Origin of the sequence: Pseudomonas sp. S3E12 (assembly GCF_001702295.1) — a bacterium.
Taxonomy (GTDB): Bacteria; Pseudomonadota; Gammaproteobacteria; order Pseudomonadales; family Pseudomonadaceae; genus Aquipseudomonas; species Aquipseudomonas marginalis.
In genome coordinates, this window is the sequence record NZ_MBDT01000022.1 from 80,969 (window position 1) to 106,405 (window position 25,437).

The window sequence follows — 25,437 nt, forward strand, 5'->3', positions numbered from 1 at the left end:
AGCCCACTCACCACAACACGCCCGCTCACCACAGAGGGCTGCATCCTGAACAACACCAGGCCAGTGGTTATTTCTTTTTCTTCTTGTCGTGCTTGTCGGACTTGGCGAACGCTTCCTCCAGGGCAATGTTGAGGGTGCGCAACACCTTGACCCGCGCCCAGCGCTTGTCATTGGCCTCCACCAGCGTCCACGGCGAGACCTCGGTGCTGGTGCGGTCGACCATATCGCCCACGGCGGCGCGGTAGTCGTCCCATTTTTCGCGGTTGCGCCAGTCGTCTTCGGTGATCTTGAAGCGCTTGAAGGGGATTTCCTCGCGGGCCTGGAAGCGTTCCAGTTGGGTCTGCTTGTCGATGGCCAGCCAGAACTTGACCACGATCACACCGGCGTCGCGCAGTTGCTCTTCGAAGTCATTGATCTCGCCATAGGCGCGCATCCAGTCGGCCGTGGTACAGAAGCCCTCGATACGCTCCACCAGCACGCGGCCGTACCACGAGCGGTCAAACACGGTGAACTTGCCCCGCGCCGGGATCTTCTGCCAGAACCGCCACAGGTACGGCTGGGCCCGTTCATCCTCGGTGGGCGCGGCAATCGGCACGATGTGGTACTGGCGCGGGTCGAGCGCGGCCGCCACCCGCCGGATCGCCCCGCCCTTGCCCGCTGCGTCGTTACCTTCGAAGACCGTCACCAGCGCGTGCTTGCGCATGCGTTTGTCGCGCATCAAGCCGGAGAAGCGCGCCTGCTCGGTAATCAGCTGTTCTTCGTAATCGTCCTTGTCCAGGCTCAAGGTCATGTCGAGGCTGTTGAGCAGGCTCATCTGGTCGATGGCCGAGGGCAAGGGTGCCGGGTTCATGCCGCTGGCCTTGCCCTTGGGCAGCTTCAGGGCATTCTGCAGGCCTTCGAGCAGGATCTTGCCCACGGTGAGGCTGCGGTAGTTGGCGTCGACGCCTTCAATCACATGCCAGGGCGCGTAATCGCGGCTGGTACGGCGCAGGATGCGCTCACCGAAATGCACGAACTTGTCGTAGGTCTCGGACTGCTGCCAGTCCAGCGGGCTGATGCGCCAACTGTGCAACGGGTCGTCGGCCAGGGCCTTGAGCCGTGCCTTCATTTGCTTCTTGGACAGGTGGAACCAGAACTTGAAGATCAGCGCGCCTTCATCGCAGAGCATCTTCTCCAGGCGCTCGGCGCCGGCGATGGCCTGGTCGAGCCGCGCATCCTTGATCTCGCCGTGCACCCGGCCTTGCAGCATCTGGCTGTACCAGTTGCCGAAAAAAATGCCCATGCGGCCTTTGGCAGGCAGTTGGCGCCAGTAGCGCCAGGCCGGGGGGCGGGCCAGTTCTTCGTCGGTCTGCTGGTCGAAGGTGCGCACCTCGATCAGGCGCGGGTCCATCCATTCATTCAGCAGTTTGACCGTCTCACCTTTACCGGCGCCTTCGATGCCGTTGATCAGGATGATCACCGGGAAGCGCTTTTGCTGTTGCAACTCGTACTGCACCTCCAGCAAAGCCTCGCGCAGGGCGGGCACTTCGGCCTCAAAGGTGTCTTTGTCGATGGCGTGACCGATTTCGGCAGATTCGAACATGGGCGGCTCCGTTCCAGAAGTGAGCAAGACTAGCGGATTGGGCAACAACGCGCGGGAGGAAATTCCACCTGGGCTTGCCGTGGGTCAATTCAAAGCCTGTTGATCGGCTAGAATGGCCGCCTTGCCTTTACCGAGCCGCCCATGAACCCCGTAACCCACGCCCAGCTCGACTGGGATGATCAAGGTCGCCCGCACTCGCGGGTGTTCGACGACGTGTATTTCTCCGACCAATCGGGCCTGGATGAAACCCGCTATGTGTTCCTGCAACAGAACCGCTTGCAGGAGCGCTTCGCCGCACTGCCGGCGGGCGGGCGGTTGGTGATTGGCGAAACCGGCTTCGGTACCGGCCTGAATTTTCTCTGTGCCTGGCAGTTGTTCGAGCAACACGCCGTGGCCGGTGCGCGCCTGCATTTTGTCAGCGTGGAAAAATACCCCCTGAGCCACGCCGACCTGCAACGCGCCCTCGCCCTCTGGCCCGAGCTCGCGCCGTTCGCCGAGCAATTGCTGGCGCACTACATCGCCATTCACCAAGGCTTCCAGCGCCTGGTGCTGGACAACGGCCGCGTCACCCTCACGCTGCTGATCGGCGATGCCCTGGAACAGTTGCCGCAACTGGATGCGCAGATCGACGCGTGGTTTCTCGACGGCTTCGCCCCGGCGAAAAACCCCGAGATGTGGAGCGCCGAACTGTTTGCCGAGCTGGCACGCCTGGCGGCGCCGGGCTCGACCATCAGCACCTTCACCAGCACCGGCTGGGTGCGCCGGCTGATCAACGCCGCCGGTTTCAAGATGAAGCGTACGCCGGGCATCGGCCACAAGTGGGAAATCCTGCGCGGGGAGTTTCTCGGCTGGCCGACCGACACGTCGGCACCGGCCAGCGCCAAACCCTGGTTCGCCCGCCCCTCCATGCCCAATGGCGAGCGCCGTGCCCTGGTGATCGGCGGCGGCCTGGCCGGCTGCGCCAGTGCGGCCAGCCTGGCGGCGCGGGGCTGGCAGGTCAGCCTGTTGGAGCGCCATGGCGGCCTCGCCCAGGAGGCCTCCGGCAATCCGCAAGGGGTGCTTTATCTCAAGCTGTCGGCACACGGCACGGCGTTGTCGCAGATGATCGTCAGCGGGTTCGGGTACACCCGGCGCCTGCTGGAGCACCTGCAACGCGGCGTGGAGTGGGACGGCTGCGGTGTGCTGCAACTGGCCTTCAATGCCAAGGAGGCCGAACGCCAGGCGCAACTGGCCCAGGCATTCGCACCGCAGTTATTGCATCTGCTGGACAAGGCTCAAGCCCAGGCTCGCGCCGGGGTGGGCCTGGAACAGGGCGGGCTGTTTTTCCCCGAAGGCGGCTGGGTGCATCCCCCCGCGCTGTGCCAATGGCAGGCGCGCCAGACCGGTATCGAGGTGCTGGCCCATCATGAGGTGCTGGACCTGCGCAAAGTCGACGGCCACTGGCAGGCCTGGGACGGTGATCGACTGCTGGCCAGCGCCCCCGTGGTGGTGCTGGCCGGGGCCGCGGAGGTCAAACGGTTTGCCGCCAGCGCCGAGTTGCCCCTCAAACGGATTCGCGGGCAGATCACCCGCCTGCCCCAGACCGCCGCCAGCCAGGCCCTGGCCACGGTGGTGTGTGCCGAGGGGTACGTGGCGCCGGCTCGCCTGGGCGAACACACCCTGGGGGCCAGCTTTGATTTCAACAACGATGACCTCACCCCTACCGCCGCCGAGCACGCCGGTAACCTTGAGCTGCTGCAGGAGATTTCCCCGGACCTGGCCCAGCGCCTGCACGCCGCCGACCTTGCCGCAGAGACCCTGGAAGGCCGCGCCGCCTTCCGCTGCACCAGCCCGGACTACTTGCCGATTGTCGGGCCGCTGGCCGACAGCCTGGCATTCGCCCAGGCCTACGACGCGCTGCGCAAAGATGCCCGCCACACGCCACAGGCCACTTGCCCGTGGCTGGACGGCCTGTACATCAACAGCGGCCACGGTTCCCGGGGCCTGATCACCGCGCCGCTGTCCGGCGAGTTGCTGGCGGCATGGCTGGACAACGAACCGCTGCCCCTGCCCCGCAGCGTGGCCGAGGCCTGTCACCCGAATCGCTTTGCAGTGCGCGGGTTGATTCGCAGCAACGCTGCAAAAACGGCCCCGTAGGCCGCGCTTCAACCTGCCGGTGGCAATTCGCAGGCGCCCAGTTCATCGAGCCTCAACGCCTCCTGGGTCAGGCGTTTGAGCTCGACGAGTTCGGCACTTTCCCGCGCGCGCTGGATCGCGCCCATCTGGGTGTGATAGTCAGCGTCACCCAAGGCTTCCCTTTGCGCCCACACCGCTTCCATGCGATCGCCAAAAGGCTGGGTCAGGGTGTCGAACGAACCGCCATGGGTGCGCCTCAGGTAACTGCTCCAGAATGGCAGCTTCACCATATAGTTCAGCAGTTGCGGGGAAAGCTCGGCCTCTTTCAACTGCGCTTCGGCAACCTCCAGCATGTGCTCGGTCACCCCGGCCAGGCTGGCAAAGCGCATATGCCGGGGCTGCCCGGGCAAATGAAAGCGCTCCACCAGCCCGGTGCGATAAGCCAGGCTGACCTCCAGCGGATCGAGCATCGGATGCTCGGCGCTGTGTCGGCTGGCCATGGACTCCAGGCGGTCGAGACGAAACAAGCCCCTCGCCAACCTGAGCAGCGGCTTGGCCGTGACCCTGCCGCCCTCCACCCGTTGCGCGGCCTCGTGGATTTCAACCAGCACCTCCAGGTTACTGAAGCTCACGGCAGCGGCGTCATCACAGTTCAACGGCGTGGCCGCGCGCTCGAAGACCTCGGCACGCAGTCGGGTATCGGCAGCGGCCGCCTCCAGCACGCGCCAGATGCGGCGGTTCATGTCCTCGCGCACGTGGGTGGTGTCGGCGGCTCCGCCCAGGCCGGCCAATAATTTGAACAGGCCGTCGGAGCCGGGTTCGTCCTTGAGCCCCAGCCAGGTCTCGGCCTTTTCGGCGAAGTGTGTCGCGTGTTCATCGCCCAGCCACAGCTCCCGTGCGGTCTGCTCGTTGAGTCGCGCAATGTCATCCTCCACGAAGCCCATGCCCACGCCGATGGTGTCCCGGTAACGGTTCAAGGCCTGACGAGTGCTGGCGTCCAGAGGGTTATGCCGCACGTTGATGACTTCGGTGTGCTCGCGCGGCGCATTGAACAACCATGCCGGCAAACTGGCGATGTCATTGTCCCGCAGGTCGAGTTGCTCCAGGTACGGAACGCGGGTAAAGCCGGTGGGCAGACTGGTCAGCCGGCAGTTGCGCAGCATCAGGTTGCGCAACTCGAACATCTTATTGACGACGGGCGGGTCCACCAGGGGATTGTTGCTCAGGTCGAGCACGACCAGGCTCTTCAGGTCCGCAAGTTTGGTGCGGGTGTACTCGGTCAGTTGCAGGTGGTTATCGGCCATGTACAGCTGCCTGAGCAACGGCATGTGCTGGAGCACTTCCGGCAGCCGCGTCAGCCGGTTACCGTTCAACGCCAGGCTGCGCAGCCCCTTGAAGTGCTTGAGGAAATACGCAACGTCATCGTTGAGTCCCATGCGTTTCAATGACAATTGCCGGACATGCTCGAACTGCACGTGCGCCGGCAAGGTCGGCAATGCCCCGATGGCCATGCCGTCCAGGGACAGGCTCGGCACTTGCTGATGGTATTCATCCGGCGCCAGCGACACATATTGCCAACAACGCTCGATGGCCCGTGCGGCCTGGTGTCGAGCCAGGCGGTAGTCTTGCAGCGCGATATCCGAGTAGGGCTGCGCCGGTTTCTCCTTGACCCACAGCCTCAACGCCCGCTGCAGTGCCTCATAGTGCTGCTCAAGGGTGCGCACGGCTTTGGCCCGGGACAGGCGATCGGTGCCCAAGTCCTGCAGGAAGGTCGACAGGCGCCGGTCATCGAATAACGGGAAGAGTTTGCGAGCCTTGCGCATCAAGCCCGCAGGCTGTGGAGGCAGCGCAGGCGGCGAGCCTTGCACACACGACAGGGCCGGCTCCTCGGGTATCGCGCGCTCGGGCCACAAATAACGGCCGATGCGATTGCGTTCGTCCTGGGCCTTGCCAATCAATGCATGCCGCAACTGGCTGGCCCTGCCGCTCGCGGTCAGGCGCAGCGCGTCGAGTTGGGCGGCAGACAAACTGTTGAGCAACGCCTCGTAGAAACCTTCCGACCCGCCGGCCAGCGCGCCCAACGCCCCACCTTGCTGATCATGGGCGCGAAAGCCCTTGGCCGACTGCACCACGATGCGTCTCATATCAGCGTCTGCGTGGCCCACCTGGCCCAGGACAGTGCCCTGTACGCTTTCGCGGCGTACCTGCAAGAACAGATCCTCGGGCCAGCCCGGAACCCGTTGCAGCAACCCGGTGGCCACGCGCCGTGTCGCATCGGTGGCCAGCTCCGGCAAGTACAGGCCGGCCAGGGCGTCGTCTTCCTCCAACGCTTCCAGGGCTTCCCGGGCCCACTGGCTGATCCGCAGCGGCACACGCCCGGTATGGCGCAAGTGCCAGCGCTCCGCCGTGGAGGCCTGGGTCATGACCTCCCAGGCCACCCGGATCGGCAATTGCGGCAAGCGCTGCTTGAGCTGGCCGTGATCGGTCTGATCGATGAAATCGGCATCCATGCGCAGCCGCTCATAGACCGCCTGATGGGTGGTCTTGAGCGAGGCTGTGAGACGCCGCGCCAGGGCCGCTTGCGCTTCATCGGCGTGGAAGGTGCCGCCGAGCAATTGCGCGGTTTCCTCGGGGTCGAGGGCGGCCAGCAAGGTGGGCAGGATCTGTCCGTTCCGCAGTTGTTGCGTGGTGAGGTGGATGCTCAAGTCCTCGTAATCGAACGGCGCGGTGTCTGGATGGCGCTCAAGCAGGTAGCCCTCGTCGTCAAGCAGTTCGAAAAAACGCCCACGGGGCCACCCGTCCATCAGCGGCAGGGCCAGCATCTGCACACGGGTGGTGGCCGCATTGAGCGGGGCTTGATGCTCCATTTGCCAGATCAGGTCGCGAACCCCCTGGTTCAGCTTGAACCGCAGCGCACAGTCGCGTAGCCGCTCCGGCAGCGGCAGGTTCTGCCTGGCCAGTTGCTGCAAGCGCGGCAAGGTCGAGCCGGTGATAGCGGCGATCTCCTGCAGGTGTCCGGCCGGTAAGGCGCTGAGACTGGGGTCCAGCCGCCCCAGGATATAGTCAGGGCTGCGCCACTCATCCGCCTGCTCGAACGAGAACTGCCAGCCGCCCTGGTAGTTGTGGGTCAAGGGCGGCCGATAGGCCGAATCCCGCTGCGGATGCCGGGCTCGCCAGCGCCCGGTGCGGGCGTCAAAGACAATCGAATACAGCGCCCCGTCGACATTCACATAGGACTGGCCATTGAGCTGGTAGACCCCACGGGGGCTGGCCACTGTGCCTTCGAGCGAGACGGTGTGGCGATACGGCTCGGTACGACTGCGCCATAAGCGCGTGGACTTGTCGGGTAGCCGCACGGCTTCGAGACTGTCGTAGAACCCCGCCGCCGACGGCGTGGTTCGCCACAGCCGGCCCACCACGTTCGTACCCGCGGCGAATAACGCCATGGCAGCGAGGTTTTCCGCGATGTTCGTCAAGTGCCTGAGGGCGCCGAGCTTGTCATGGTGCAGCCAGTCATCCACCCCCTCGAACACCTCGCCAAGCAACTGCCCAACGGCCACGCCGGTCATCAATTGGCCCACCACCGGCACCACGAACCCGGCGACGTTGAGCACCGTCAAGCCGACATCCAGGTAATCCTGGATACGCTTGCGACGCGCGTCGTCATCGGCCTGGGCATTGGGAACCGCCAATACCCGCGCATCCAGCTGGATCTTGCCGACGCAGGCATTGAAAAAGAACGTCGACAGCTTACCCGTGACCGGGAGCGGCGCCACCCGCACGAGGATTTTCTCCTGGTCAAAACGCTCGAAAAAACCGAACCGCTCGGACTCATCCAGGTAACCCTTGAAGAAATCGCGATAAGTGCTGACGTGAAGCTTGAGGGTGAGGTAGAGCTTGAAATGCTCCAGTGATTCATAGCGGTACCACGGCCGCACGGGTTCGTTGGGCATATACACCACGATCGGGCCGCTGGAGAACCCTTCGGCCGATGCACTGGAAAACACCAGTACCCCCCACAGGCAGGCGCCGTCGATGTTCAGGCCTTGCCAGGCCAGCGGCTGCTGGTTGAACCACAATTGCCGGATGTCCCTGGCGGGCATATCCGCCTTGACCAGGCCCAGCAGCAACGCGCGGGTCGATGCATCGATATCGCCCTTGGCATGGGCCAGATGCAGGTCGATCTGCATGTCCACGCAACGGGATTGGCCGACCTGCGTCACCGAAGGGTTGAAGTCCTGGTCGGGCGCTACCAGGTTGAACACTTCGCGCACATGGGTCTGATAGGCCTCTCCCAGGTCCAGCTCGCGGCAGTAGCCGATAAAGGCCTGGGCGCTGAGGGTTTGCGCAATTCGGCGCCTGGGGCCGATGCGCACCACGGCAGTGGTCGGCGAGCCGCCAGGCTCGGCAGCCGCCTGGGAGAAATTCTGCATGGCCGCTTGCAGCAGGCTGTGCTTCTCCAGGGTAACGGTCTCGATCATCTGGCCGCCCAGGTCCGGGTTGACACCGCTGAACGAGCGCCGGGGGATTTCCAGGGTGTCGTTTTCGATGTCCAGGCCCCCATGCCCCTTGCCGTCCAGGAAAGCCTTGAGCCGTTCGGCACAGAATTTATCCAGCGGTTGCAGACGGTTCAGCACCCGGTGCAGGGTTTCACGCGGGCGCTCGCTGTCGGCATACGCCTGCTCGATGGCCTCCAGTACGTGAGAGTCGGCCTTGACCAACCAGGCCGGCAGCGTGTCGTGCAAGACCTGCGCTTTATCCAGGTCGCCGGTGATATTCAGCAGCGCCGCCATCAATTGGTCCCCGGCCACAGGCGCGAGCGCCTGGGTCAAATCAGTGGTTTGCGTCATTCGCAATGTTCCTTTATCGCGTTGAACAATGACGCCAGACGATAAGCGCTGCGACCGCGCAAAAGGGTTCAAATAGCTGCAGGTTCAGCCCGCGCAAACGTCGATTTTTTGCATCTCACCTCGACTTAAGTACCGCCCCTTTCACCCACGCCGCACAGGCTGCTGGGGTGTTCCGAATGGGGGGCGGCGGTTTGCCATATAACTTATTGATCTAAAACTCCGCGTATAGCCTCGGGTCAGTCCCTAGGTACCCGCCATTTTGGTGCGGGTCTTTCTATCCCTCCCCAACGGAAAAACCGGTAAGGAACCTATGTGCGGATTAGCTGGCGAGTTACGTTTCGATCTCCAACCTGCGGACCTCGCAGCGGTGGAGCGAATCACCCATCATTTGGCCCCACGCGGCCCTGACGCGTGGGGTTTCCATGCCCAAGGGCCGATTGCCCTGGGCCATCGACGCCTGAAAATCATGGACCTGTCGGACGGCTCCGCCCAGCCGATGGTCGACGCCCAGCTGGGCCTGTCCCTGGCGTTCAACGGCGCAATCTATAACTTTCCGGAATTGCGCCAGGAGCTTGAAGCCCTCGGCTACGCCTTCTATTCCGGCGGCGACACCGAAGTGCTGCTCAAGGGTTACCACGCCTGGGGCGAAGCGCTGCTGCCCAAGCTCAACGGCATGTTTGCCTTTGCCGTCTGGGAGCGCGATGCCCAGCGCCTGTTCATCGCCCGTGACCGCCTCGGCGTGAAGCCGTTGTACCTGTCGCGCACCGGTCAGCGCCTGCGCTTTGCCTCGGCCTTGCCGGCGCTGCTCAAGGGCGGTGATATCAACCCGATCCTCGATCCGGTGGCGCTCAATCACTACTTGAATTTCCATGCCGTCGTGCCCGCTCCGCGCACCCTGCTGGCGGGCATTGAAAAACTGCCGCCGGCCTCCTGGATGCGCATCGATGCCGAAGGCAACACCGAGCAGAAAACCTGGTGGACCCTGCCCTACGGCCCCCATGAAGATGAAAAAAACCTGAGCCTGGAAGACTGGACCGACCGCGTGTTGGACAGCACCCGCGAAGCCGTGGCCATCCGTCAACGGGCTGCCGTGGATGTCGGTGTGCTGCTCTCCGGCGGCGTCGACTCGAGCATGCTCGTCGGCCTGCTGCGTGAAGTCGGCGTACAGGACTTGTCGACCTTCTCCATCGGTTTTGAAGACGCCGGCGGCGAGCGTGGCGACGAGTTCCAGTATTCGGACCTGATCGCCAAGCACTACGGCACCCGTCACCATCAACTGCGCATTGCCGAAAGCGAGATCATCGAACAACTGCCGGCGGCGTTCCGCGCCATGAGCGAGCCGATGGTCAGCCATGACTGCATCGCCTTCTACCTGCTGTCGCGGGAAGTGGCCAAGCATTGCAAGGTGGTGCAGAGCGGCCAGGGCGCCGATGAGTTGTTCGCCGGTTACCACTGGTACCCGCAGGTAGATGGCGCCAGCGACCCGTATGCGGCTTATCGCGAGGCGTTCTTCGACCGCAGCTACGATGACTACGCTGCCACCGTCGCACCGAAATGGCTGACCGCGAACGACGCCGCCGGTGACTTCGTGCGCGAGCACTTCGCCATGCCCGGCGCGGACGCCGCCGTGGACAAGGCCCTGCGCCTGGACAGCACGGTGATGCTGGTGGATGACCCGGTCAAACGCGTCGACAACATGACCATGGCCTGGGGCCTGGAAGCGCGCACGCCCTTCCTCGACTACCGCCTGGTGGAACTGTCGGCCCGTGTACCGGGTAAATTCAAATTGCCCGACGGTGGCAAGCAAGTGTTGAAAGAGGCCGCGCGCCGGGTCATCCCGAGCGAAGTCATCGACCGCAAGAAAGGCTACTTCCCGGTACCGGGCCTCAAGCATTTGCAGGGCGACACCCTGAATTGGGTGCGCGAACTGCTGCTGGACCCAAGCCAGGATCGCGGCCTGTTCAACCCGGCCATGCTCGACCACCTGCTCACTGACCCGCAGGGTCAATTGACCCCGTTGCGCGGCTCGAAGCTGTGGCAACTGGCCGCGCTGAACCTGTGGCTCAGCGAACAAGGAATCTGATTGATGAAACCCCATGCAGCGGCTTACAGCCAACGCTTGTTGAAGGGCCAGGCGCCGACCTACGAGCGCCTGCAAGCGCGCCTGGCCGAAGATGGCAGCCCGCTGGCCGCCGAGCCGATTGCGGTGCATTGCGGCTGGGGCCGGCTACTGATCGGCCATACCTTTCCGGACCCGGCCAGCCTGGCCCAGGAACTGCTCAACGAACAGCCCGGCGAGCGCGATATCGCGCTGTATGTGGCCGCACCCCAGCAGATCCTCGGGATTGATCCGCAGCAGTTGTTCCTCGACCCATCCGACACCCTGCGCCTGTGGTTCAGCGACTATCGCCCGGCCACCCGCGTGTTTCGCGGCTTTCGGATTCGCCGGGTGCAGAGCGAGGTCGATTGGCTGGCGGTCAACCAGTTGTATCAAGGCCGCGGCATGTTGCCGGTCGACGCCGAACGCCTGACACCGCGCCATGAAGGCGGCCCGGTGTACTGGCTGGCCGAGGACGAAGACAGTGGCGCGGTGATCGGCAGCGTGATGGGCCTCAATCACCAGAAAGCCTTCCACGACCCGGAAAACGGCTGCAGCCTGTGGTGCCTGGCGGTCGACCCGCTGTGCACACGCCCCGGCGTGGGCGAAGTGTTGGTACGCCACTTGGTGGAGCACTTTATGAGCCGTGGCCTGAGCTATCTCGACTTGTCGGTGCTGCACGATAATCGCCAGGCCAAGAACCTCTACGCCAAGCTCGGCTTCCGTGCGCTGACCACCTTTGCGATCAAGCGCAAGAACGGTATCAACCAACCGCTGTTCCTCGGCCCCGGCCCCCAGGCGGGGTTCAACCCGTATGCGCGGATCATTGTCGAAGAGGCCCATCGACGCGGCATCGATGTGCAGGTGGATGACGCCGATGCCGGTTTGTTCACCCTCAGCCATGGTGGCCGCCGCGTGCGCTGCCGCGAGTCGCTGAGCGACCTGACCAGCGCGATCAGCATGACCCTGTGCCAGGACAAGAGCCTCACCCACAAGGTGTTGAAAGCCGCGGGGTTGAAACTGCCTGCGCAACAACTGGCGGGCAGCGCCGATGACAACCTGGAGTTCCTCGACGAACACCAGCGCGTCGTGGTCAAGCCCCTGGATGGCGAGCAAGGCCAGGGCGTGGCGGTGGATCTGCAGAGCATCGAAGAGGTGCAGCAGGCAATCGAAGCCGCGCGCCAGTTCGACAGCCGCGTGTTGCTGGAGAGCTTCCACCAAGGCCTGGACCTGCGCATTTTGGTAATCGGCTTCGAGGTGGTCGCCGCTGCGATTCGCCGTCCCGCCGAAGTGACCGGTGACGGCCAGCATTCCATTGGCGCGCTGATCGAAGCCCAGAGCCGACGGCGGCAGGCGGCCACCGACGGCGAAAGCAAAATCCCCGTGGATGCAGAAACCGAACGCACCCTGCACGCCGCCGGCTACGACTACAGCAGCATCCTGACCCGGGGCCAGACCCTGGCCGTGCGCCGCACCGCCAACCTGCACACCGGCGGCTGCCTGGAGGACGTCACCACGATCCTCCATCCCACCCTGGTGGACGCCGCCGTGCGCGCCGCTCGCGCCCTGGATATCCCCATGGTGGGCCTGGACCTGATGGTGGCCGCGGCCGATCAACCCGAGTACGTCTTTATCGAAGCCAACGAACGGGCCGGCCTGGCCAACCATGAACCGCAGCCGACGGCGGAGAAGTTTGTGGACCTGCTATTCCCCCATAGCCAGCCGACAGCTCAATAACCCTGTGGTGAGCGGGCTTGCCACAACAAGCCCCTTGGCCACAACAGCCCTATTGGCCAAAGAATTTCACTTATTTCATCAGGAGTCTTCATGAGCCGAACCATCCCCGAACCGGATCTCAACTACCTGCAAAAAGTCCTGCTGGAAATGCTCGCCATTCCCAGCCCTACCGGGTTTACCGACACCATCGTGCGCTACGTCGCCGAGCGCCTGGAAGAGCTGGGCATCCCGTTTGAAATGACCCGCCGCGGGACCATTCGCGCCACCCTCAAGGGCCAGAAAAACAGCCCCGACCGTGCGGTATCCGCGCACCTGGACACCATCGGCGCCGCCGTGCGCGCGATCAAAGACAACGGCCGCCTGACCCTCGCGCCCGTCGGCTGCTGGTCGAGCCGCTTTGCCGAAGGCAGCCGCGTCAGCCTGTTTACCGACAACGGTGTGATCCGTGGCAGCGTGTTGCCGTTGATGGCCTCCGGGCACGCGTTCAACACCGCCGTGGATGAAATGCCAGTGAGCTGGGACCATGTGGAATTGCGCCTGGATGCCTACTGCGCCACCCGCGCCGATTGCGATTCCCTGGGGATCGGCATCGGCGACTACGTGGCGTTCGACCCATTGCCCGAGTTCACCGAGAGCGGGCATATCAGTGCCCGCCACCTGGACGACAAAGCCGGCGTCGCCGCGCTGTTGGCTGCGCTCAAGGCCATCGTCGACAGCGGCGAACCGTTGCTGATCGACTGCCACCCGCTGTTCACCATCACCGAAGAAACCGGCAGCGGCGCCGCGGCGGCCCTGCCCTGGGATGTGAGTGAATTTGTCGGTATCGATATCGCCCCGGTCGCCCCCGGCCAGCACTCCAGCGAGCACGCGGTCAGTGTGGCCATGCAGGATTCCGGCGGGCCGTATGACTATCACCTCTCCCGCCACCTGCTGCGCCTGGCCTCGGATAACGACTTGCCCGTGCGCCGTGACCTGTTCCGCTATTACTTCAGCGATGCCCACTCGGCGGTGACGGCCGGCCACGACATCCGCACCGCGCTGCTGGCGTTCGGTTGCGATGCGACCCATGGTTATGAGCGCACCCATATCGACAGCCTGGCGGCGCTGAGCCGGCTGTTGGGCGCGTATATCCTCAGCCCGCCGGTGTTCGCCAGTGACGCACAACCGGCCCAGGGCTCACTGGACCGGTTCAGCCATCAGATCGAGCACGAAACGCAGATGGAGAGCGACACGCGTGTGCCATCGGTGGACAGCCTGGTCGGCCAGAAGTCCTGACGCTGGCAACTGCGGTCCCGGCGCAGTAGGATCGCCGGGATCCATCATCTGAGGCTTGTATGCTGATTCCCTACGACGCACTTGAAGTCGACACCCTGACCCGCCTTATCGAAGACTTCGTGACCCGCGACGGCACCGACAATGGTGACGACACGCCCCTGGAAACCCGCGTGCTGCGGGTGCGCCAGGCGCTGACCAAGGGCCAGGCGCTGATTGTGTTCGACCCGGACAGCGAGCAGTGCCAGTTGATGCTCAAGCACGATGTGCCCAAGCATCTGTTCGACTGACTCAGGGATTGGTGGCGGGCTGGGATGGGGAGGTTTGATGCTTGAGGATTTTTTGGTAGACCTCGGCGCGATGGACATGCACCCCGACGGGCGCAACAACACCAAATTTCACCTGATTACCGTTCAGCTCGAGAATGCGCACGGTGATGTCATCACCGATGGCGATGATTTCGCCTACGGCGCGGCTTAAGACCAGCATGGCGGTTGTCCTTATTGAATGACAGGACCCCGACCATGCGCGCTGGGTGTGGGCGCAGCAATGCCTCGCGGCAAAATCAGGCAACACCTACATATGCAGGTAAATTGCCTGACAGACTACTGCCTGATCAGCCCTTAACAGCCTGTGCCTTGGCGCGCATCTTGTCGGCCATGGTGGTCATTTCGTCATAGAGCAACTGCGGGTTCTTCTGCTTCAGGGCCCACGCCATCCGCCCCTGCTCATGGGGCAGGATCATGAATTCGCCCTGCGCCACACGCTGGTAGATGTAGTCGGCAATGTCCGCCGCCGAGATCGGCGAACTCTCCAACAACTTGCCGACCTGCGCCTTCATCGCCGGTGTGGGCCCACGGAACGAGTCCAACAGGTTGGTCTGGAAGAACGACGGGCACACCACGTGTACGCCGACTTCCTGCTGCTTGAGCTCCACCAGCAAACTCTCCGACAGCGCCACCACACCAGCCTTGGCCACGTTGTAGTTGCTCATGGCCGGCCCCTGCATCAGGGCCGCCATCGAGGCGATGTTGATGATGCGGCCCTTGCTCTTTTCCAGCAGCGGCAGGAACGCCTTGCAGCCCTTGACCACGCCCATCAGGTTGATTGCGATCTGCCAGTCCCAGTCCTCCAGCGACAGCTCGGCAAAGAAGCCGCCCGAGGCTACACCGGCGTTGTTGACGATCACATCGATGCCGCCCAGCTTCACTTCGCAGGCCTGGGCAAACGCCGTGAGCTGGCTGTAGTCGCGCACGTCGCAACGCTGGATAAAGCCATCGCCACCGGCTTCACGCACGCGCTTCAGGGTGTCCTGCAAGCCTGGCTCGCTGACGTCCGACAAGGCCAACTGCCAACCCTCACGGGCCCAGCGCAGAGCGATTTCACGACCCAGGCCGGACCCGGCGCCAGTGATCATCATGCGATTTTGCATAGGAAGTAGCCTTGTGGTTCACAGAAGAAGTGATCGGCAGTGTAGCGAAGGTTTTTCCTGCACCCACGCACCATCAGAGTGATGAATGCCCCAGGCAAACCGTGGACCGGGTCGGATACCTGCCGTCCGCCTAAGTTCAATGTTTTTCAACTAATAAGTGCTGGATGAGCGCGAATTAAAAGAAATAAGCGACTGATCGAAATGCTTTAAAAAAACATGGAATTTTCTGCGAAGCGCCAGAGTCAGAGTAGTTAAGGCGTCTGTAATTAACTCTGCAGGCCTATCGTTAAACAACCGGTCTTTGCAGAAAGACAATAAGGAAAAAACCATGAGCCTCATTCTGATCATTATCTTGATCCTCCTGCTGGTCGGCGGCCTGCCGGTATTCCCGCACTCGCGTAATTGGGGTTATGGCCCGTCGGGTATCCTCGGTGTGGTGCTGGTGGTGCTGCTGGTCCTGTTGTTGCTGGGCCGGATATAACCGCCCCGCGGTAATAACGAAGCAAAAAAAGAGGCCTTGAAAAAGGCCTCTTTTTTATTGCCGGTTAATTAGTCCGGCTTACCGTTTACAACGCCTGCGGTGTTATCCAGCAAACTCTTGGTCGCGGTTTGCAGGAACGCTTCGAGTTTCTGCTTGAGTGCAGCCTCGTCCGGCGATTCGGCAATCACTTTACCGCTCGGGTTGGCGCCCAGTTCGTATTGCCACAGCTTCGGTGGCATTTCCTTGGGCAGTACCAGAATGCGGTCTGCGGTGACCAAGGCCACGGTCTGGTCGCTGCCCGATGGCTTGATCACGCCAAAGCCCTTGTCGCCTTCCGGCAGGTTCAGCAGGTCGCGGCCCCAGCATTGGTGCAGGGTGTCGCCACCCAGGCGGCCCATGATGGTCGGCACGATGTCGATCTGGGTGCCCACGGTGTGGTCACGCTCGCCGAATTTCTCCTGCATGCCCGGTGCAATCATCAGCATGGGTACGTTGAAGCGGCCCAGGTCCATCTCGGTGATCTGCTGTTCGTTGCCGAAGCCGTGGTCGCCCACGATCACGAACAGGGTTTCCTTGAAGTACGGCTCCTTGCGGGCCTTTTCAAAGAACTGGCCCAGGGCCCAGTCGGAGTAACGCATGGCCGTCAAATGCTCGTTGAGGCTGCCACGGTCGGTGACTTTCTCCACCGGCAATGGCGTCGGCAACGCATACGGCGTGTGGTTGGACAGGGTTTGCAGGAGTGCGTAGAACGGCTTGCCGCCTTCACGGGCCTTCAACTCTTCCAGGCCACGGTTGAACATGTCCTGGTCGGACACGCCCCACGTCGGGTCGGAGAACACCGGGTCGACGAAGTCGTTGCGGCCGATGAAGTTGGTCATGCCCTGGTTGCTGAAGAAGCCCGACTGGTTGTCCCAGGCGAAGTCGCCGTTATAGACATACACGTCGTTGAAATCACGGGCGCTGAGCAACTGCGGCAGGCCCGACAGCTTGTGGCTGCCTTCCGGGGTCTGCATCAGGTATTCAAAGCCTGGCAGGTTCGGGAAGCAGGCCATGGTGGCGAACATACCCTGGTGGGTATGGGTGCCGTTGGAGAAGAAACGGTCGAACAGCAGGCCTTCCTTGGACAGTTTGTCGAAGGATGGCGTGATGTTGCCGGGACGCCCCAAGGCGCCGACCGAGTGACCGGCGAAGCTTTCCATCAGGATCACGACCACGTTCTTGATCGGCAGGGTCTTCTCGGCCGGCGGTGTGTAGTCGCGGCGCACGGCGGCGATGTCGGTATCGACCAGTTTTTCCTGTGGCAGCACCAGCATGTCCCGCACGGTCTGGGTGGCCAGCGGCTGGTCCAGGGTCGCCTTCCAGATGTTGGAGCGGTCCTCACCGAACCGGGCCTTGGCCGCCGCGATCAGCGACAAGGTGCCATTGAGGCCCAACTGGTTGGCGAAGTTCGAATCGGTGGTGTACACATCGCCCCAACGCAGCGGCGGGCCCTGGCGCAGGGTGCCACGGGCGGCAACCACGGCGATCAGCAGGCACACGACGAACACCGCGATGCGGCTATACCACGGCGCCACCTGGCGCGTGCCGATGCTGCCACCACTGAACGGGCCACGTGGGCGCGTCGCGCGGTCGGCGCCTTTGAACGCGATGCTCAGGATCAGCGTGCCCACGGCCCAGGCCAGCAGGTAGCGCACCACCGGGAAACCGTACCAGAGCATGCTCATCACGGTTTTCGGGTCTTCCTTCACATACTGGAAGACCAAGCCGTTGAGGCGCTGGTGGAACTCGCGGTAGAAGTCCATCTCCATCAAGCCCAGGAACAGGGCGATGCTGGACGCAAGGGTCAGCCAGAAGCGGAATAACCCACGCGCAGCCATGGCCCGTACGCTGAACAGTGCCAGCAGCAGCGGGATCAGCAGGTAGACCACCAGGCGGATGTCAAAACGCAGGCCATTGGCGAACGCTTCAAGGAAGGTCGAGGCCGGCGTGTCGAGGATCATCTCGCGGTTGTAGACCAGCAGCGCCAGGCGCAGCAGGGAGAACATCACCATCATGACCAGTGCGCAGAGCAGCGTGTACGCCAGATGGGATTTGACGGTCGGTTGCAGCAGGCGATTAGAAGCTCGCTGCTGACTCAGGGCGTCCGGGTTTGCCATGTCGTTTCAGGACCCATTGGAAGTTTAAGTGACGAAGTAATGCAGTGGCGCGAATGGTGCCCGATCAATGCCATCAAGGCTATTAATTACTGAACGAGCACCGCTGCGCCGCCTTTAAAAGCACCTGAGGCAGGGCCTTGGCAGGGAGATAGAGCCGGCGGATTGTCTTGGATAAGATGTGAAAATTGTGTGCAGCGAATATTTCGATACACAAATCTCTGGAGCGCGCTGAAGACCAATGTGGGAGGGGCTTGCTCCCTCCCACATTTACTGTGCCCACTCCAAATTGAGTGCGGGGGGGTCAGATCCGCACGTTGCCGCGCGGCCCGGCGATAGCCCAGATGATCAGGCCCAGTACCGGCAGCAGCAGGATCAACAGGATCCACAACACCTTGGCCCCGGTGCTTGCGCCGCTTTTGAACACATTGATGATCGCCCAGATATCCAGCGCCAGGATAATCAGCCCGATCAGACCGTTGAAAGTGGAACCCATGGTGTCGCTCCTAAGTGAGGGCATGCCCTTGTAGGATAGCCAGCCCTGGCCGGGGTTCCGTTTTATTTCAGACGTGCACGGCGACCTTCAGCGCTTCCAGGGATGGCTCGGCCTGGATGCCGACTTCGGCACACAACGCCAGCACGCGCGGCAGGTCATTGCCGAACACCAGCACCGCCTGGATCTCGTCGTCCAGCAACTGGCTGAAGTTGAGCAGCACATAACCGCCGTCTTCCGGACTCAGGGCGCTCATCTGGATCTGGATACGGTTCAGGGCGGTAAGGCCGTCAGTCTTGGCCAATTGCTTGGGCTTGAGGTTGAACACCACACCCGGGCCGAACGACGCGACGATCTGCGCAAACAGATCGCCATAGGTATCGGCCTGGAACAGCACGGTATCCGGCAGGCTGCCGACCACTACCCACTCCCCCAGCGGGATCGGAAAGCTGTCGTCGTAGTTGATATCCGGGTTGGCCGCCAGGAAGGCCGCCGGGTCGGCGTAGGCTTGGGCGGCCTCTTCGGCAATGCGCGCCACCTCGTCCTCGCCCATGACCCCGGCGCTGATTTTACTGATAAGTTCGACGAGGGCGGTTTTCATGGGGTGATCCTGTAGCGGGCTGGTTTTTGAGGGCGCACAGCCTACACCAGTTTCTCCAGCTGCGCCGCCGTGTCCTTCGCGCCCATGGTCTGCGCCGCCGCCAGCGCAGTCGCGCCCTGGGCATCGGTGGCCCTGGGGTTGGCGCCTTGGCTGAGCAGGTAGTCGAGCATCTCGACGCGGTTGAACATGGCGGCCATCATCAGCGCGGTACGCCCGTCGGACGAGGCGGCCTCGATTGGCGTGCCCCCTTCAATCAGCGCCTTGACCACCGGCAAGTGGCCCTTGAACGCCGCGCCGGCGATGGGCAGCTGGTTCTTGTCATTGGCGATCAGCGGGTCGGCCTTGAACTCCAGCAGCACTTTTACCGCTTCGGCATGGCCGTGGTAGGCAGACAGCATCAGCAAGGTATCGCCGTTGTGGTTGCGAAAGTTGGCCGGCAAGCCTTTGGCCAGGAGCGCGGCGAGCATAGCGGCGTCGCCTTTGCGGGCGACGTCGAAGACCTGCTCGGCAAATTCGGCGGCTTCGTCTTCAGTCATTTGTTTGGCTTGGTCTGACATGTGGGGGCTCCTTGTCTGGTGCTTTATAGGCCGCCAGTGTCGCGAGGGAGTTCCCCACTGTCATGCCCTTTTTAGCAAAAGCGGCCATAGACAGAATCAATAGCGGAACTGGCCGCCCTGGATCTGCGCCAACAGTTGCCCGGTGACCGGCACATAGCAGTCCGACCCCGGCAACCAGGCATACACCGGGTCATTGCCAGCCTTGTCCGGATCAAAGGCCTCTTCCTTGAGCTTGACCTTCTGGTATTTGAAGGTACCGGTGGTTTCCATCTTGACCTTGATCCGCAGGAAGAGCGGCACCGCATAGTGGGGCAACTGGCCGTGGGCGAATTGCAGCAGCTCGCGCATGTCCAGCGAGGCCAGGGACTCACTCGGGGTGATGGCGACCATGCCCGCACGGCCATTGGTGTTTTCGATCTCCACGCCATAAGCCACCACTTCGGCGATCTGCGGGTGTTGCAGCAGGACGTTCTCGACCTCGGTGGTGGACACGTTTTCACCTTTCCAGCGATAGGTATCCCCCAGGCGATCCACAAATTGCGCATGGCCAAAGCCGATGCTGCGCAACAAATCGCCGGTATTGAAGTAGCGATCACCTTTTTCAAACACGTCGGTGAGTACCACCCTGCGATTCTTTTCCGGGTCGGTGTAGCCGTCGAAGGGGGATTTTTCATCGATCCTGGCCAGTAACAGGCCCTGCCCGCCCGTGGGGACTTTGCGCATAAAACCATCGCTGCCACGCAGCGGCTCGCCGTTGTCATGGGCGTAGTCCACCAGCGCCCAGTGTTGGAGGCAGAAACCGATGGTGTTGTCGAAGTTCAGCACGTTGGTAAAACCGATATTGCCGTCACTGGCCGCGTACAGCTCGCAGATATGCTCCACGCCATAGCGTGCCTTGAACTGCGCCCACACGCCGGGGCGCAAGCCATTGCCGACCATCTTGGTCACGCGGTTATCAAGGTCGTTTTCACCGGGTGGCTGGTCGAGCAGGTAACGACACAGCTCACCGACGTAGCCGAGGGTGGTCGCCTTGAATCGGCGCGCATCGTCCCAGAACTGGCTGGCGCTGAACTTGCGGCGAATGGCGAAGCCCGACGCCCCGACAATCGCCGAGCCCCAGCACACACACAGCCCGGTGGCGTGGTACAGCGGCAAGGTGCAATACAAGACGTCGTCCGGCCCCATGTCCAGCGCGATGCTGCCGAAGCTGACGGCAGTCTTGGTCCAGCGGCCGTGTTTCATGATGCCGGCCTTGGGCAAGCCGGTGGTGCCGGAGGTGTAGATATAGAAGCAGGGGTCGTTGAAGAAGATCTGCGCAGTGCTGGCCGGGTTGTCCACCGGGCACTCGGCGCTCGCAGCCAACAGGTCGATATACCCCTGCGGCACCAGGCTGGATGGTTGATCGGCGACGAACCAGGTTCGATCAGCCGCGATGGCCACCTGATCGCGCACCGCGTCATAGGGGGCCACCAGTTCCGCGCCAACAATAATGGCTGCCGGGCTCACCAGGTTCAGGCTGTGCACCAACGCCGCCTGGGTTTGCGCGGTATTGAGCATCGCGCAGATGCCACCCAGCTTGGCCACGGCCAGCACGTTCAAGAGCAATTCGGGGCGGTTTTCGATAAACAGCGCCACCACGTCACCCTTGCCGATGCCCTGGGCTTGCAGGTGGTGGGCAATACGGTTGGCGCGCTGGTTGGCGTCGGTGTAGCTGAGCACACGGTCGCCGTACAACAACGCGTTGCCGTCGGGGTTGCGCAGGGTGGCTTGCTCAAAGTGCCAGCCCAGCCCGCAAGGCTGCGCGGGGTCGGTGACATTGGCGGCACGCATGCCGCGCACTACGCGCGGCAGGGCGCGAACGATGGCCGGCACCTTACTCAGCAGCTTGCCCCAGGTGATCATGTCATTGTGCGGGTGGCTCATGGAGAAACGTCCTTTTTCTTATTCTTCGTCTGATCCCGAAGCACCGACACCTCTGTAAGAGGAAGGCCGAATGCATTGCAGGAAAATACGTCAGCCGTTCTTCGGCTGTACACGCAGGATTTGAAAAGTTTTGTATCCCGTCGGGTGAGCGCTCAAAAAGGGAATTTAGCCGCCCGCAGGTAGTCTTTATCGGTACAGGGGCGCCAACCCCATGCCATCGAGTAACGCAAAATGCAGGATGCATGATGGCCATTCATGCAAATTGCACGAAAGCGAAAATTCACTGATTTTTCAAGCCATTGATTTATAAGGATATTTTTTAAATCATAAGCTGGCACAATCACTGCACCTATCACTCCATGCTTGCCAACTTGAGCCAACGGAGCTGATAGACATGAGCCTGATCCAAGATAAATTCGCTTCAGTATTCTCCAACTACGACGTCACCACCCAACCACGTCCCGACGGCGGCATTCTGTTGACCCTGCGCAACAGTGACGGCAAGCAGGTCAAGCGTTCGATCTCTTACCAGCAATTGCACACCGCCGATCAATTGACCTGGGTGATCAGCGCGATTCGTCGCGACCTGGCCGAACAAGCCAGTGAACTGCCGCAAATTTCGATGTTGCAAAGCCAGAACCGCTTTGCCCTGCCGACCTACCATTCGGCGTAAATACCGCAGTCATAACAAGGCCGCGACGCTTTCGAGCGTCGCGGCCTTTTTTGTTTGACGATGATTCCAGCCCGGCACTTCGCCGGACTGCGCCTAAGCCCGATAAAGCTGTTTATAGGCGAGTTCAACATCTGCCGGTGCCGTCTCGTCCTATAGAGTCGGCACAGGGGTGCCGCCGTTCAAGGCTGGAATCTTTGAAAACACCTCAGCCATGAAATCCATGAACACGATAGCCCGCGTGGGGAGCAGTCTATTGGCGACATAAACCATCTGCACGGGGACAGGGGGAGCCCCATGATTGGTGAGAATGAACTGTAATCTCCCGCTGTTCAGCCCGCTCTCAAACAGCCACGCAGGTCCATGCGCCACACCCAGGCCCGCCACGACCGCCGCACTCACAGCGTCGGGCGAGTTGACCCTGAGCCTGCCGGTAATCGGAATCTCCGCGTCCCGGAATCGCCAGGTCGCCCCGGACGACAGTAGGGTGTAGACGATGCAATCGTGGTCGCGTAGATCCTCCGGGGTCTGCGGAACGCCGCGTTTAGCCAAGTAGTCCGTGCTGGCGACGAAGACCCGGTCGTACCATCCAAGAGGCCGGGCGCGCAAGGTGCTGTCCTCCAGCTGTCCTATGCGAATGGCGAGTTCGGTGCCTTCATTGACCAGGTCTACGTATCGATCGTTGAGTTGGAGATCCAAGATCAATTGAGGGTAGCGCTCCAGAAAGGCCGGCACATGCGGCAGCACAAACGCGTGAGCGAGAGCTGTCGGACAGGCTACGCGCAAGAGTCCCGATGGATCGACGTTGTTTCTGAACGACGATTCGGATTCATCCACCGCATCCAGGATGCGCCGGATGTCCGCATAGTAGCGTTCGCCCTCCGGCGTCAACGACAGCTTGCGCGTAGACCGGTGGAGCAAGCGCGTCTGCAAATGATCCTCCAGAGCCGCTACATAGCGGCTTACATTGGGTTGCCCCAGCCCTAGATCACGCCCTGCCGCCGAAAAGCTCCCGGTTTCTACAGCACGCGCGAAGCATGTCATCAACAGAAATCGGTCCACTTCTCCACCTCAATTCATGCTCAATTTGCATGAATTATATGCGAATAAGCAGTCTTATATACCATGGGGCATGAGCGCATATTTCTCCCTGTCGACCGCGGTGGTCGTCCTTCACCGGAGAATTCAAATGTCGCGCTTGCAAGGTAAACGTACGCTCATTACTGGCGGCACCAGTGGCATCGGGCTGGAAACGGCAAAGCAGTTCCTGGCGGAGGGTGCTCGCGTGATCGTAACGGGGGTCAACCCCGATTCGATTGCAAAGGCCCAGGCCGAATTAGGCCCGGAAGTGCCGGTGCTGCGCGCCGACTCGGCCAGCGTTGAGGCACAAAAGGAGCTGGCACACGTCATCAAGGAACACTACGGCCAACTCGACGTTGCCTTCCTCAATGCCGGCGTATCCGTCTGGCAGCCCATTGAGGAATGGACGGAAGATATGTTTGACCGCTCTTTCGACATCAACGTCAAAGGGCCGTACTTCCTGATGCAGGCGCTGTTGCCGGTCTTCGCCAATCCTGCTTCGGTCGTGTTGACGACTTCCGTAAGCGCCCATGCAGGCGCAGATCGCTCGTCCGTGTATGCCGCAACGAAGGCCGCATTACTGAACATGTCGAAGACGCTCTCGACCGAATTGCTGGGCCGTGGCATCCGTGTCAATGCAGTGAGCCCTGGCCCCGTCGAGACTCCGCTTTACGACAAGCTGGGTATTCCACAAGCTTATCGCGAGCAGCTTAACAAAGAGATCGCGGCAACCATTCCGCTTGGGCGCTTCGGTACCTCCGACGAGGTGGCCAAAGCAGTGCTGTATCTGGCATCCGACGAGTCGCGTTGGACGGTCGGCTCCGAAATCGTCCTTGACGGCGGCCGCCTGCTGAATGGCTAAGCGCGCAGCTCAAGAATTGCGCGAATGCCACACCGTCCTGGCTGAGTTAATCAGGTACTGAACGCCGGCCCCAGCACTCAGGGACGAACCAGTCCAATCCAGACTGCGCACACAGCGGTACGCGGGAAACCTCTGCCGCTGTTTGCGCTTGATAAACCATCCAGGGCCACTAAAAGCAATGAACGCTCTTACGCTGATAAGCCACCCACTATGCCCATTCGTACAGCGCGCCGCGATTGTGCTGCTTGAAAAGGGTATCCAATTCGATCGGATAAATGTCGACTTATCAGCCAAGCCAGACTGGTTCCTGGCAGTTTCGCCAACCGGCAAGGTCCCGGTGCTCAAGGTGCGCCGGGACAATGCGGAAGACGCGATCCTATTCGAAAGCATGGTCATCTGCGAGTACCTCGACGAAACCCAAGGCGGCGCGCCGATGTACCCCGTCGATGCGTTAGCTCGCGCACGGAATCGCGCGTGGATCGAGTTCGCGTCGCAGGCGCAAGCTGAAGCCTGGCAGTTTCTCCACGCTCGTGACTCTGCGACCGCAGATGCCAAGCGCACCGCATTTCGCGAACGACTCGGCAAACTGGAGTCAGAAATAGGCGTGGGGCCGTTCTTCAATGGCTCCGCCTTTGGAATGGTTGATGCGGTTTATGCCCCGCTTTTCCGTTACTTCGAGAGTATCGACGCAACTGTCGCACACCAGATTTTCGACAGCCTTCCGCGCATTTCGGCTTGGCGTAAGGCGCTTGAGGCACGCTCCAGCGTAAGGGATGCCGTTGTCGAAGACTATGCCGCTCGTTTCCAGACGCATCTGCGCCAACAAGGAGCGCTGATCGCTGCCGCGTAGCCGACGCGATCAATCAAAAGACTGACGTCGAGCCTAGCGCCACCAATGCGACGTTAGACACCGCCCCCCCGAATGTGAATGGGCGACACGATCATGAGGTCAATTAGGTGCAAGGTCGAGGTCATGGCATTACCGTTATTCCGCGTCAGGTACCGCCTCCGCTACGCGCGTTCATTGACACCCTCCGGAACTGGAGCCGAGTCGGTCGCCGAGGACATTCTGAAGGTGCATCCACGTAAGCACGGCTTGGTTATGGCTGGACGATGACGCTTCAAACCGATTGCTTCGGTGGCCGAAAGTTTGGGTCAGCATAAACCTTGGCGTGCCGCCTCATTCATCGCCTGCACTCGGTTGGTCACGCCAAATTTGCCGTAGATATTGCGCAGGTGGAATTTCACCGTGGCTTCGGACGTGGCGCGAATCTGGCTGATTTCCCAGACGGTCTTGCCTTCGGAGGCCCAACGCAGGATTTCCAGTTCCGTAGGGGTCAGCGGTTTTCCGGACAAACTCAAACGCCTCCTGACGGCGCTGGGCACCGAATGTGGCGGTGGAGACAATTCCCTGGGGCCTCTCATTAGTTTCGCTCCCTTCTGCTGGCTATCGCCCTATCACCTTCGGATTCCTCCTATTGACAGGTGATATAAACGTTGATGCCGCAAAGAGTTACATAACCAATGGCAC

The 25,437-nt window shown here is 61.8% G+C and carries 20 protein-coding genes; 9 read left to right on the top strand and 11 right to left on the bottom strand.

The annotated features are described in order from the left end of the window. Window positions 1-67 precede the first annotated feature (67 nt). Complete coding sequence (gene pap / locus BB029_RS19790) at window positions 68-1,582, bottom strand: polyphosphate:AMP phosphotransferase (protein ID WP_065940487.1); 1,515 nt, start codon at window positions 1,580-1,582, stop codon at window positions 68-70. 141 nt (window positions 1,583-1,723) lie between these two features. Between pap and mnmC the strand changes: the two genes are divergently transcribed. Continuing rightward, window positions 1,724-3,718: a bifunctional tRNA (5-methylaminomethyl-2-thiouridine)(34)-methyltransferase MnmD/FAD-dependent 5-carboxymethylaminomethyl-2-thiouridine(34) oxidoreductase MnmC gene (gene mnmC, locus BB029_RS19795; protein WP_065940488.1), complete on the top strand. Its 1,995-nt coding sequence runs from the start codon at window positions 1,724-1,726 to the stop codon at window positions 3,716-3,718. A gap of 8 nt (window positions 3,719-3,726) precedes the next feature. Here mnmC and BB029_RS19800 read toward each other — a convergent pair whose 3' ends face one another. After that, window positions 3,727-8,547, bottom strand: a complete 4,821-nt coding sequence (locus BB029_RS19800; RefSeq protein WP_065940489.1) for an NEL-type E3 ubiquitin ligase domain-containing protein — start codon at window positions 8,545-8,547, stop codon at window positions 3,727-3,729. Window positions 8,548-8,857: 310 nt separating this feature from the next. Here BB029_RS19800 and BB029_RS19805 point away from each other — a divergent pair, with 310 nt between their 5' ends. The 4 genes from BB029_RS19805 (at window position 8,858) to BB029_RS19820 (ending at window position 13,944) form a co-directional block, all read left to right on the top strand. After that, a complete protein-coding gene (locus tag BB029_RS19805) occupies window positions 8,858-10,630 on the top strand; it encodes an N-acetylglutaminylglutamine amidotransferase (RefSeq protein ID WP_065940490.1) in 1,773 nt (590 codons plus the stop codon). Window positions 10,631-10,633: 3 nt separating this feature from the next. After that, window positions 10,634-12,382, top strand: coding sequence for an N-acetylglutaminylglutamine synthetase (gene ngg, locus BB029_RS19810; RefSeq protein WP_065940491.1), 1,749 nt, complete (start codon window positions 10,634-10,636; stop codon window positions 12,380-12,382). A gap of 90 nt (window positions 12,383-12,472) precedes the next feature. Then, window positions 12,473-13,657: an osmoprotectant NAGGN system M42 family peptidase gene (locus tag BB029_RS19815; protein ID WP_027603950.1), complete on the top strand. Its 1,185-nt coding sequence runs from the start codon at window positions 12,473-12,475 to the stop codon at window positions 13,655-13,657. A gap of 59 nt (window positions 13,658-13,716) precedes the next feature. Beyond that, the gene (locus tag BB029_RS19820; RefSeq protein ID WP_003236706.1) at window positions 13,717-13,944 is read left to right on the top strand and encodes a YheU family protein; all 228 of its coding nucleotides are present in this window, start codon (window positions 13,717-13,719) and stop codon (window positions 13,942-13,944) included. Window position 13,945: 1 nt separating this feature from the next. Here the strand turns inward: BB029_RS19820 and csrA are convergent, their stop codons facing one another. Both csrA and BB029_RS19830 read right to left on the bottom strand, forming a co-directional pair. Further along, a complete protein-coding gene (gene csrA / locus BB029_RS19825) occupies window positions 13,946-14,143 on the bottom strand; it encodes a carbon storage regulator CsrA (RefSeq protein ID WP_065940492.1) in 198 nt (65 codons plus the stop codon). Between the two features lie 127 nt (window positions 14,144-14,270). After that, a complete protein-coding gene (locus BB029_RS19830) occupies window positions 14,271-15,086 on the bottom strand; it encodes an SDR family oxidoreductase (RefSeq protein ID WP_065940493.1) in 816 nt (271 codons plus the stop codon). A gap of 328 nt (window positions 15,087-15,414) precedes the next feature. On the opposite strand from BB029_RS19830, the gene BB029_RS19835 reads away from it, so the two are divergent. After that, window positions 15,415-15,567, top strand: coding sequence for a DUF3309 family protein (locus BB029_RS19835; RefSeq protein ID WP_015885095.1), 153 nt, complete (start codon window positions 15,415-15,417; stop codon window positions 15,565-15,567). Window positions 15,568-15,635: 68 nt separating this feature from the next. Here the strand turns inward: BB029_RS19835 and BB029_RS19840 are convergent, their stop codons facing one another. From BB029_RS19840 to BB029_RS19860, 5 genes are all read right to left on the bottom strand, one after another. Then, window positions 15,636-17,723: an LTA synthase family protein gene (locus BB029_RS19840; RefSeq protein ID WP_065940494.1), complete on the bottom strand. Its 2,088-nt coding sequence runs from the start codon at window positions 17,721-17,723 to the stop codon at window positions 15,636-15,638. Between the two features lie 301 nt (window positions 17,724-18,024). Next, window positions 18,025-18,216, bottom strand: coding sequence for a PLDc N-terminal domain-containing protein (locus BB029_RS19845; RefSeq protein ID WP_003172956.1), 192 nt, complete (start codon window positions 18,214-18,216; stop codon window positions 18,025-18,027). Between the two features lie 67 nt (window positions 18,217-18,283). Then, the gene (locus tag BB029_RS19850; RefSeq protein ID WP_065940495.1) at window positions 18,284-18,814 is read right to left on the bottom strand and encodes a hypothetical protein; all 531 of its coding nucleotides are present in this window, start codon (window positions 18,812-18,814) and stop codon (window positions 18,284-18,286) included. 41 nt (window positions 18,815-18,855) lie between these two features. Next, window positions 18,856-19,371 (bottom strand): ankyrin repeat domain-containing protein, encoded by a 516-nt coding sequence (locus tag BB029_RS19855; protein WP_065940496.1) that lies wholly within the window; start codon window positions 19,369-19,371, stop codon window positions 18,856-18,858. Between the two features lie 96 nt (window positions 19,372-19,467). Then, window positions 19,468-21,294 (bottom strand): long-chain-acyl-CoA synthetase, encoded by a 1,827-nt coding sequence (locus tag BB029_RS19860; RefSeq protein WP_065940497.1) that lies wholly within the window; start codon window positions 21,292-21,294, stop codon window positions 19,468-19,470. 394 nt (window positions 21,295-21,688) lie between these two features. On the opposite strand from BB029_RS19860, the gene BB029_RS19865 reads away from it, so the two are divergent. Continuing rightward, window positions 21,689-21,967, top strand: a complete 279-nt coding sequence (locus BB029_RS19865) for a DUF3509 domain-containing protein (protein ID WP_027603943.1) — start codon at window positions 21,689-21,691, stop codon at window positions 21,965-21,967. Between the two features lie 150 nt (window positions 21,968-22,117). Here BB029_RS19865 and BB029_RS19870 read toward each other — a convergent pair whose 3' ends face one another. After that, window positions 22,118-23,026, bottom strand: a complete 909-nt coding sequence (locus BB029_RS19870) for a LysR family transcriptional regulator (RefSeq protein ID WP_065940498.1) — start codon at window positions 23,024-23,026, stop codon at window positions 22,118-22,120. 127 nt (window positions 23,027-23,153) lie between these two features. Between BB029_RS19870 and BB029_RS19875 the strand changes: the two genes are divergently transcribed. Further along, window positions 23,154-23,906, top strand: a complete 753-nt coding sequence (locus BB029_RS19875) for an SDR family oxidoreductase (protein WP_065940499.1) — start codon at window positions 23,154-23,156, stop codon at window positions 23,904-23,906. 178 nt (window positions 23,907-24,084) lie between these two features. Next, the gene (locus BB029_RS19880) at window positions 24,085-24,756 is read left to right on the top strand and encodes a glutathione S-transferase family protein (protein ID WP_065940500.1); all 672 of its coding nucleotides are present in this window, start codon (window positions 24,085-24,087) and stop codon (window positions 24,754-24,756) included. Window positions 24,757-25,061: 305 nt separating this feature from the next. Here BB029_RS19880 and BB029_RS19885 read toward each other — a convergent pair whose 3' ends face one another. Beyond that, window positions 25,062-25,331: a response regulator transcription factor gene (locus tag BB029_RS19885; RefSeq protein ID WP_065940501.1), complete on the bottom strand. Its 270-nt coding sequence runs from the start codon at window positions 25,329-25,331 to the stop codon at window positions 25,062-25,064. Window positions 25,332-25,437 lie beyond the last annotated feature (106 nt).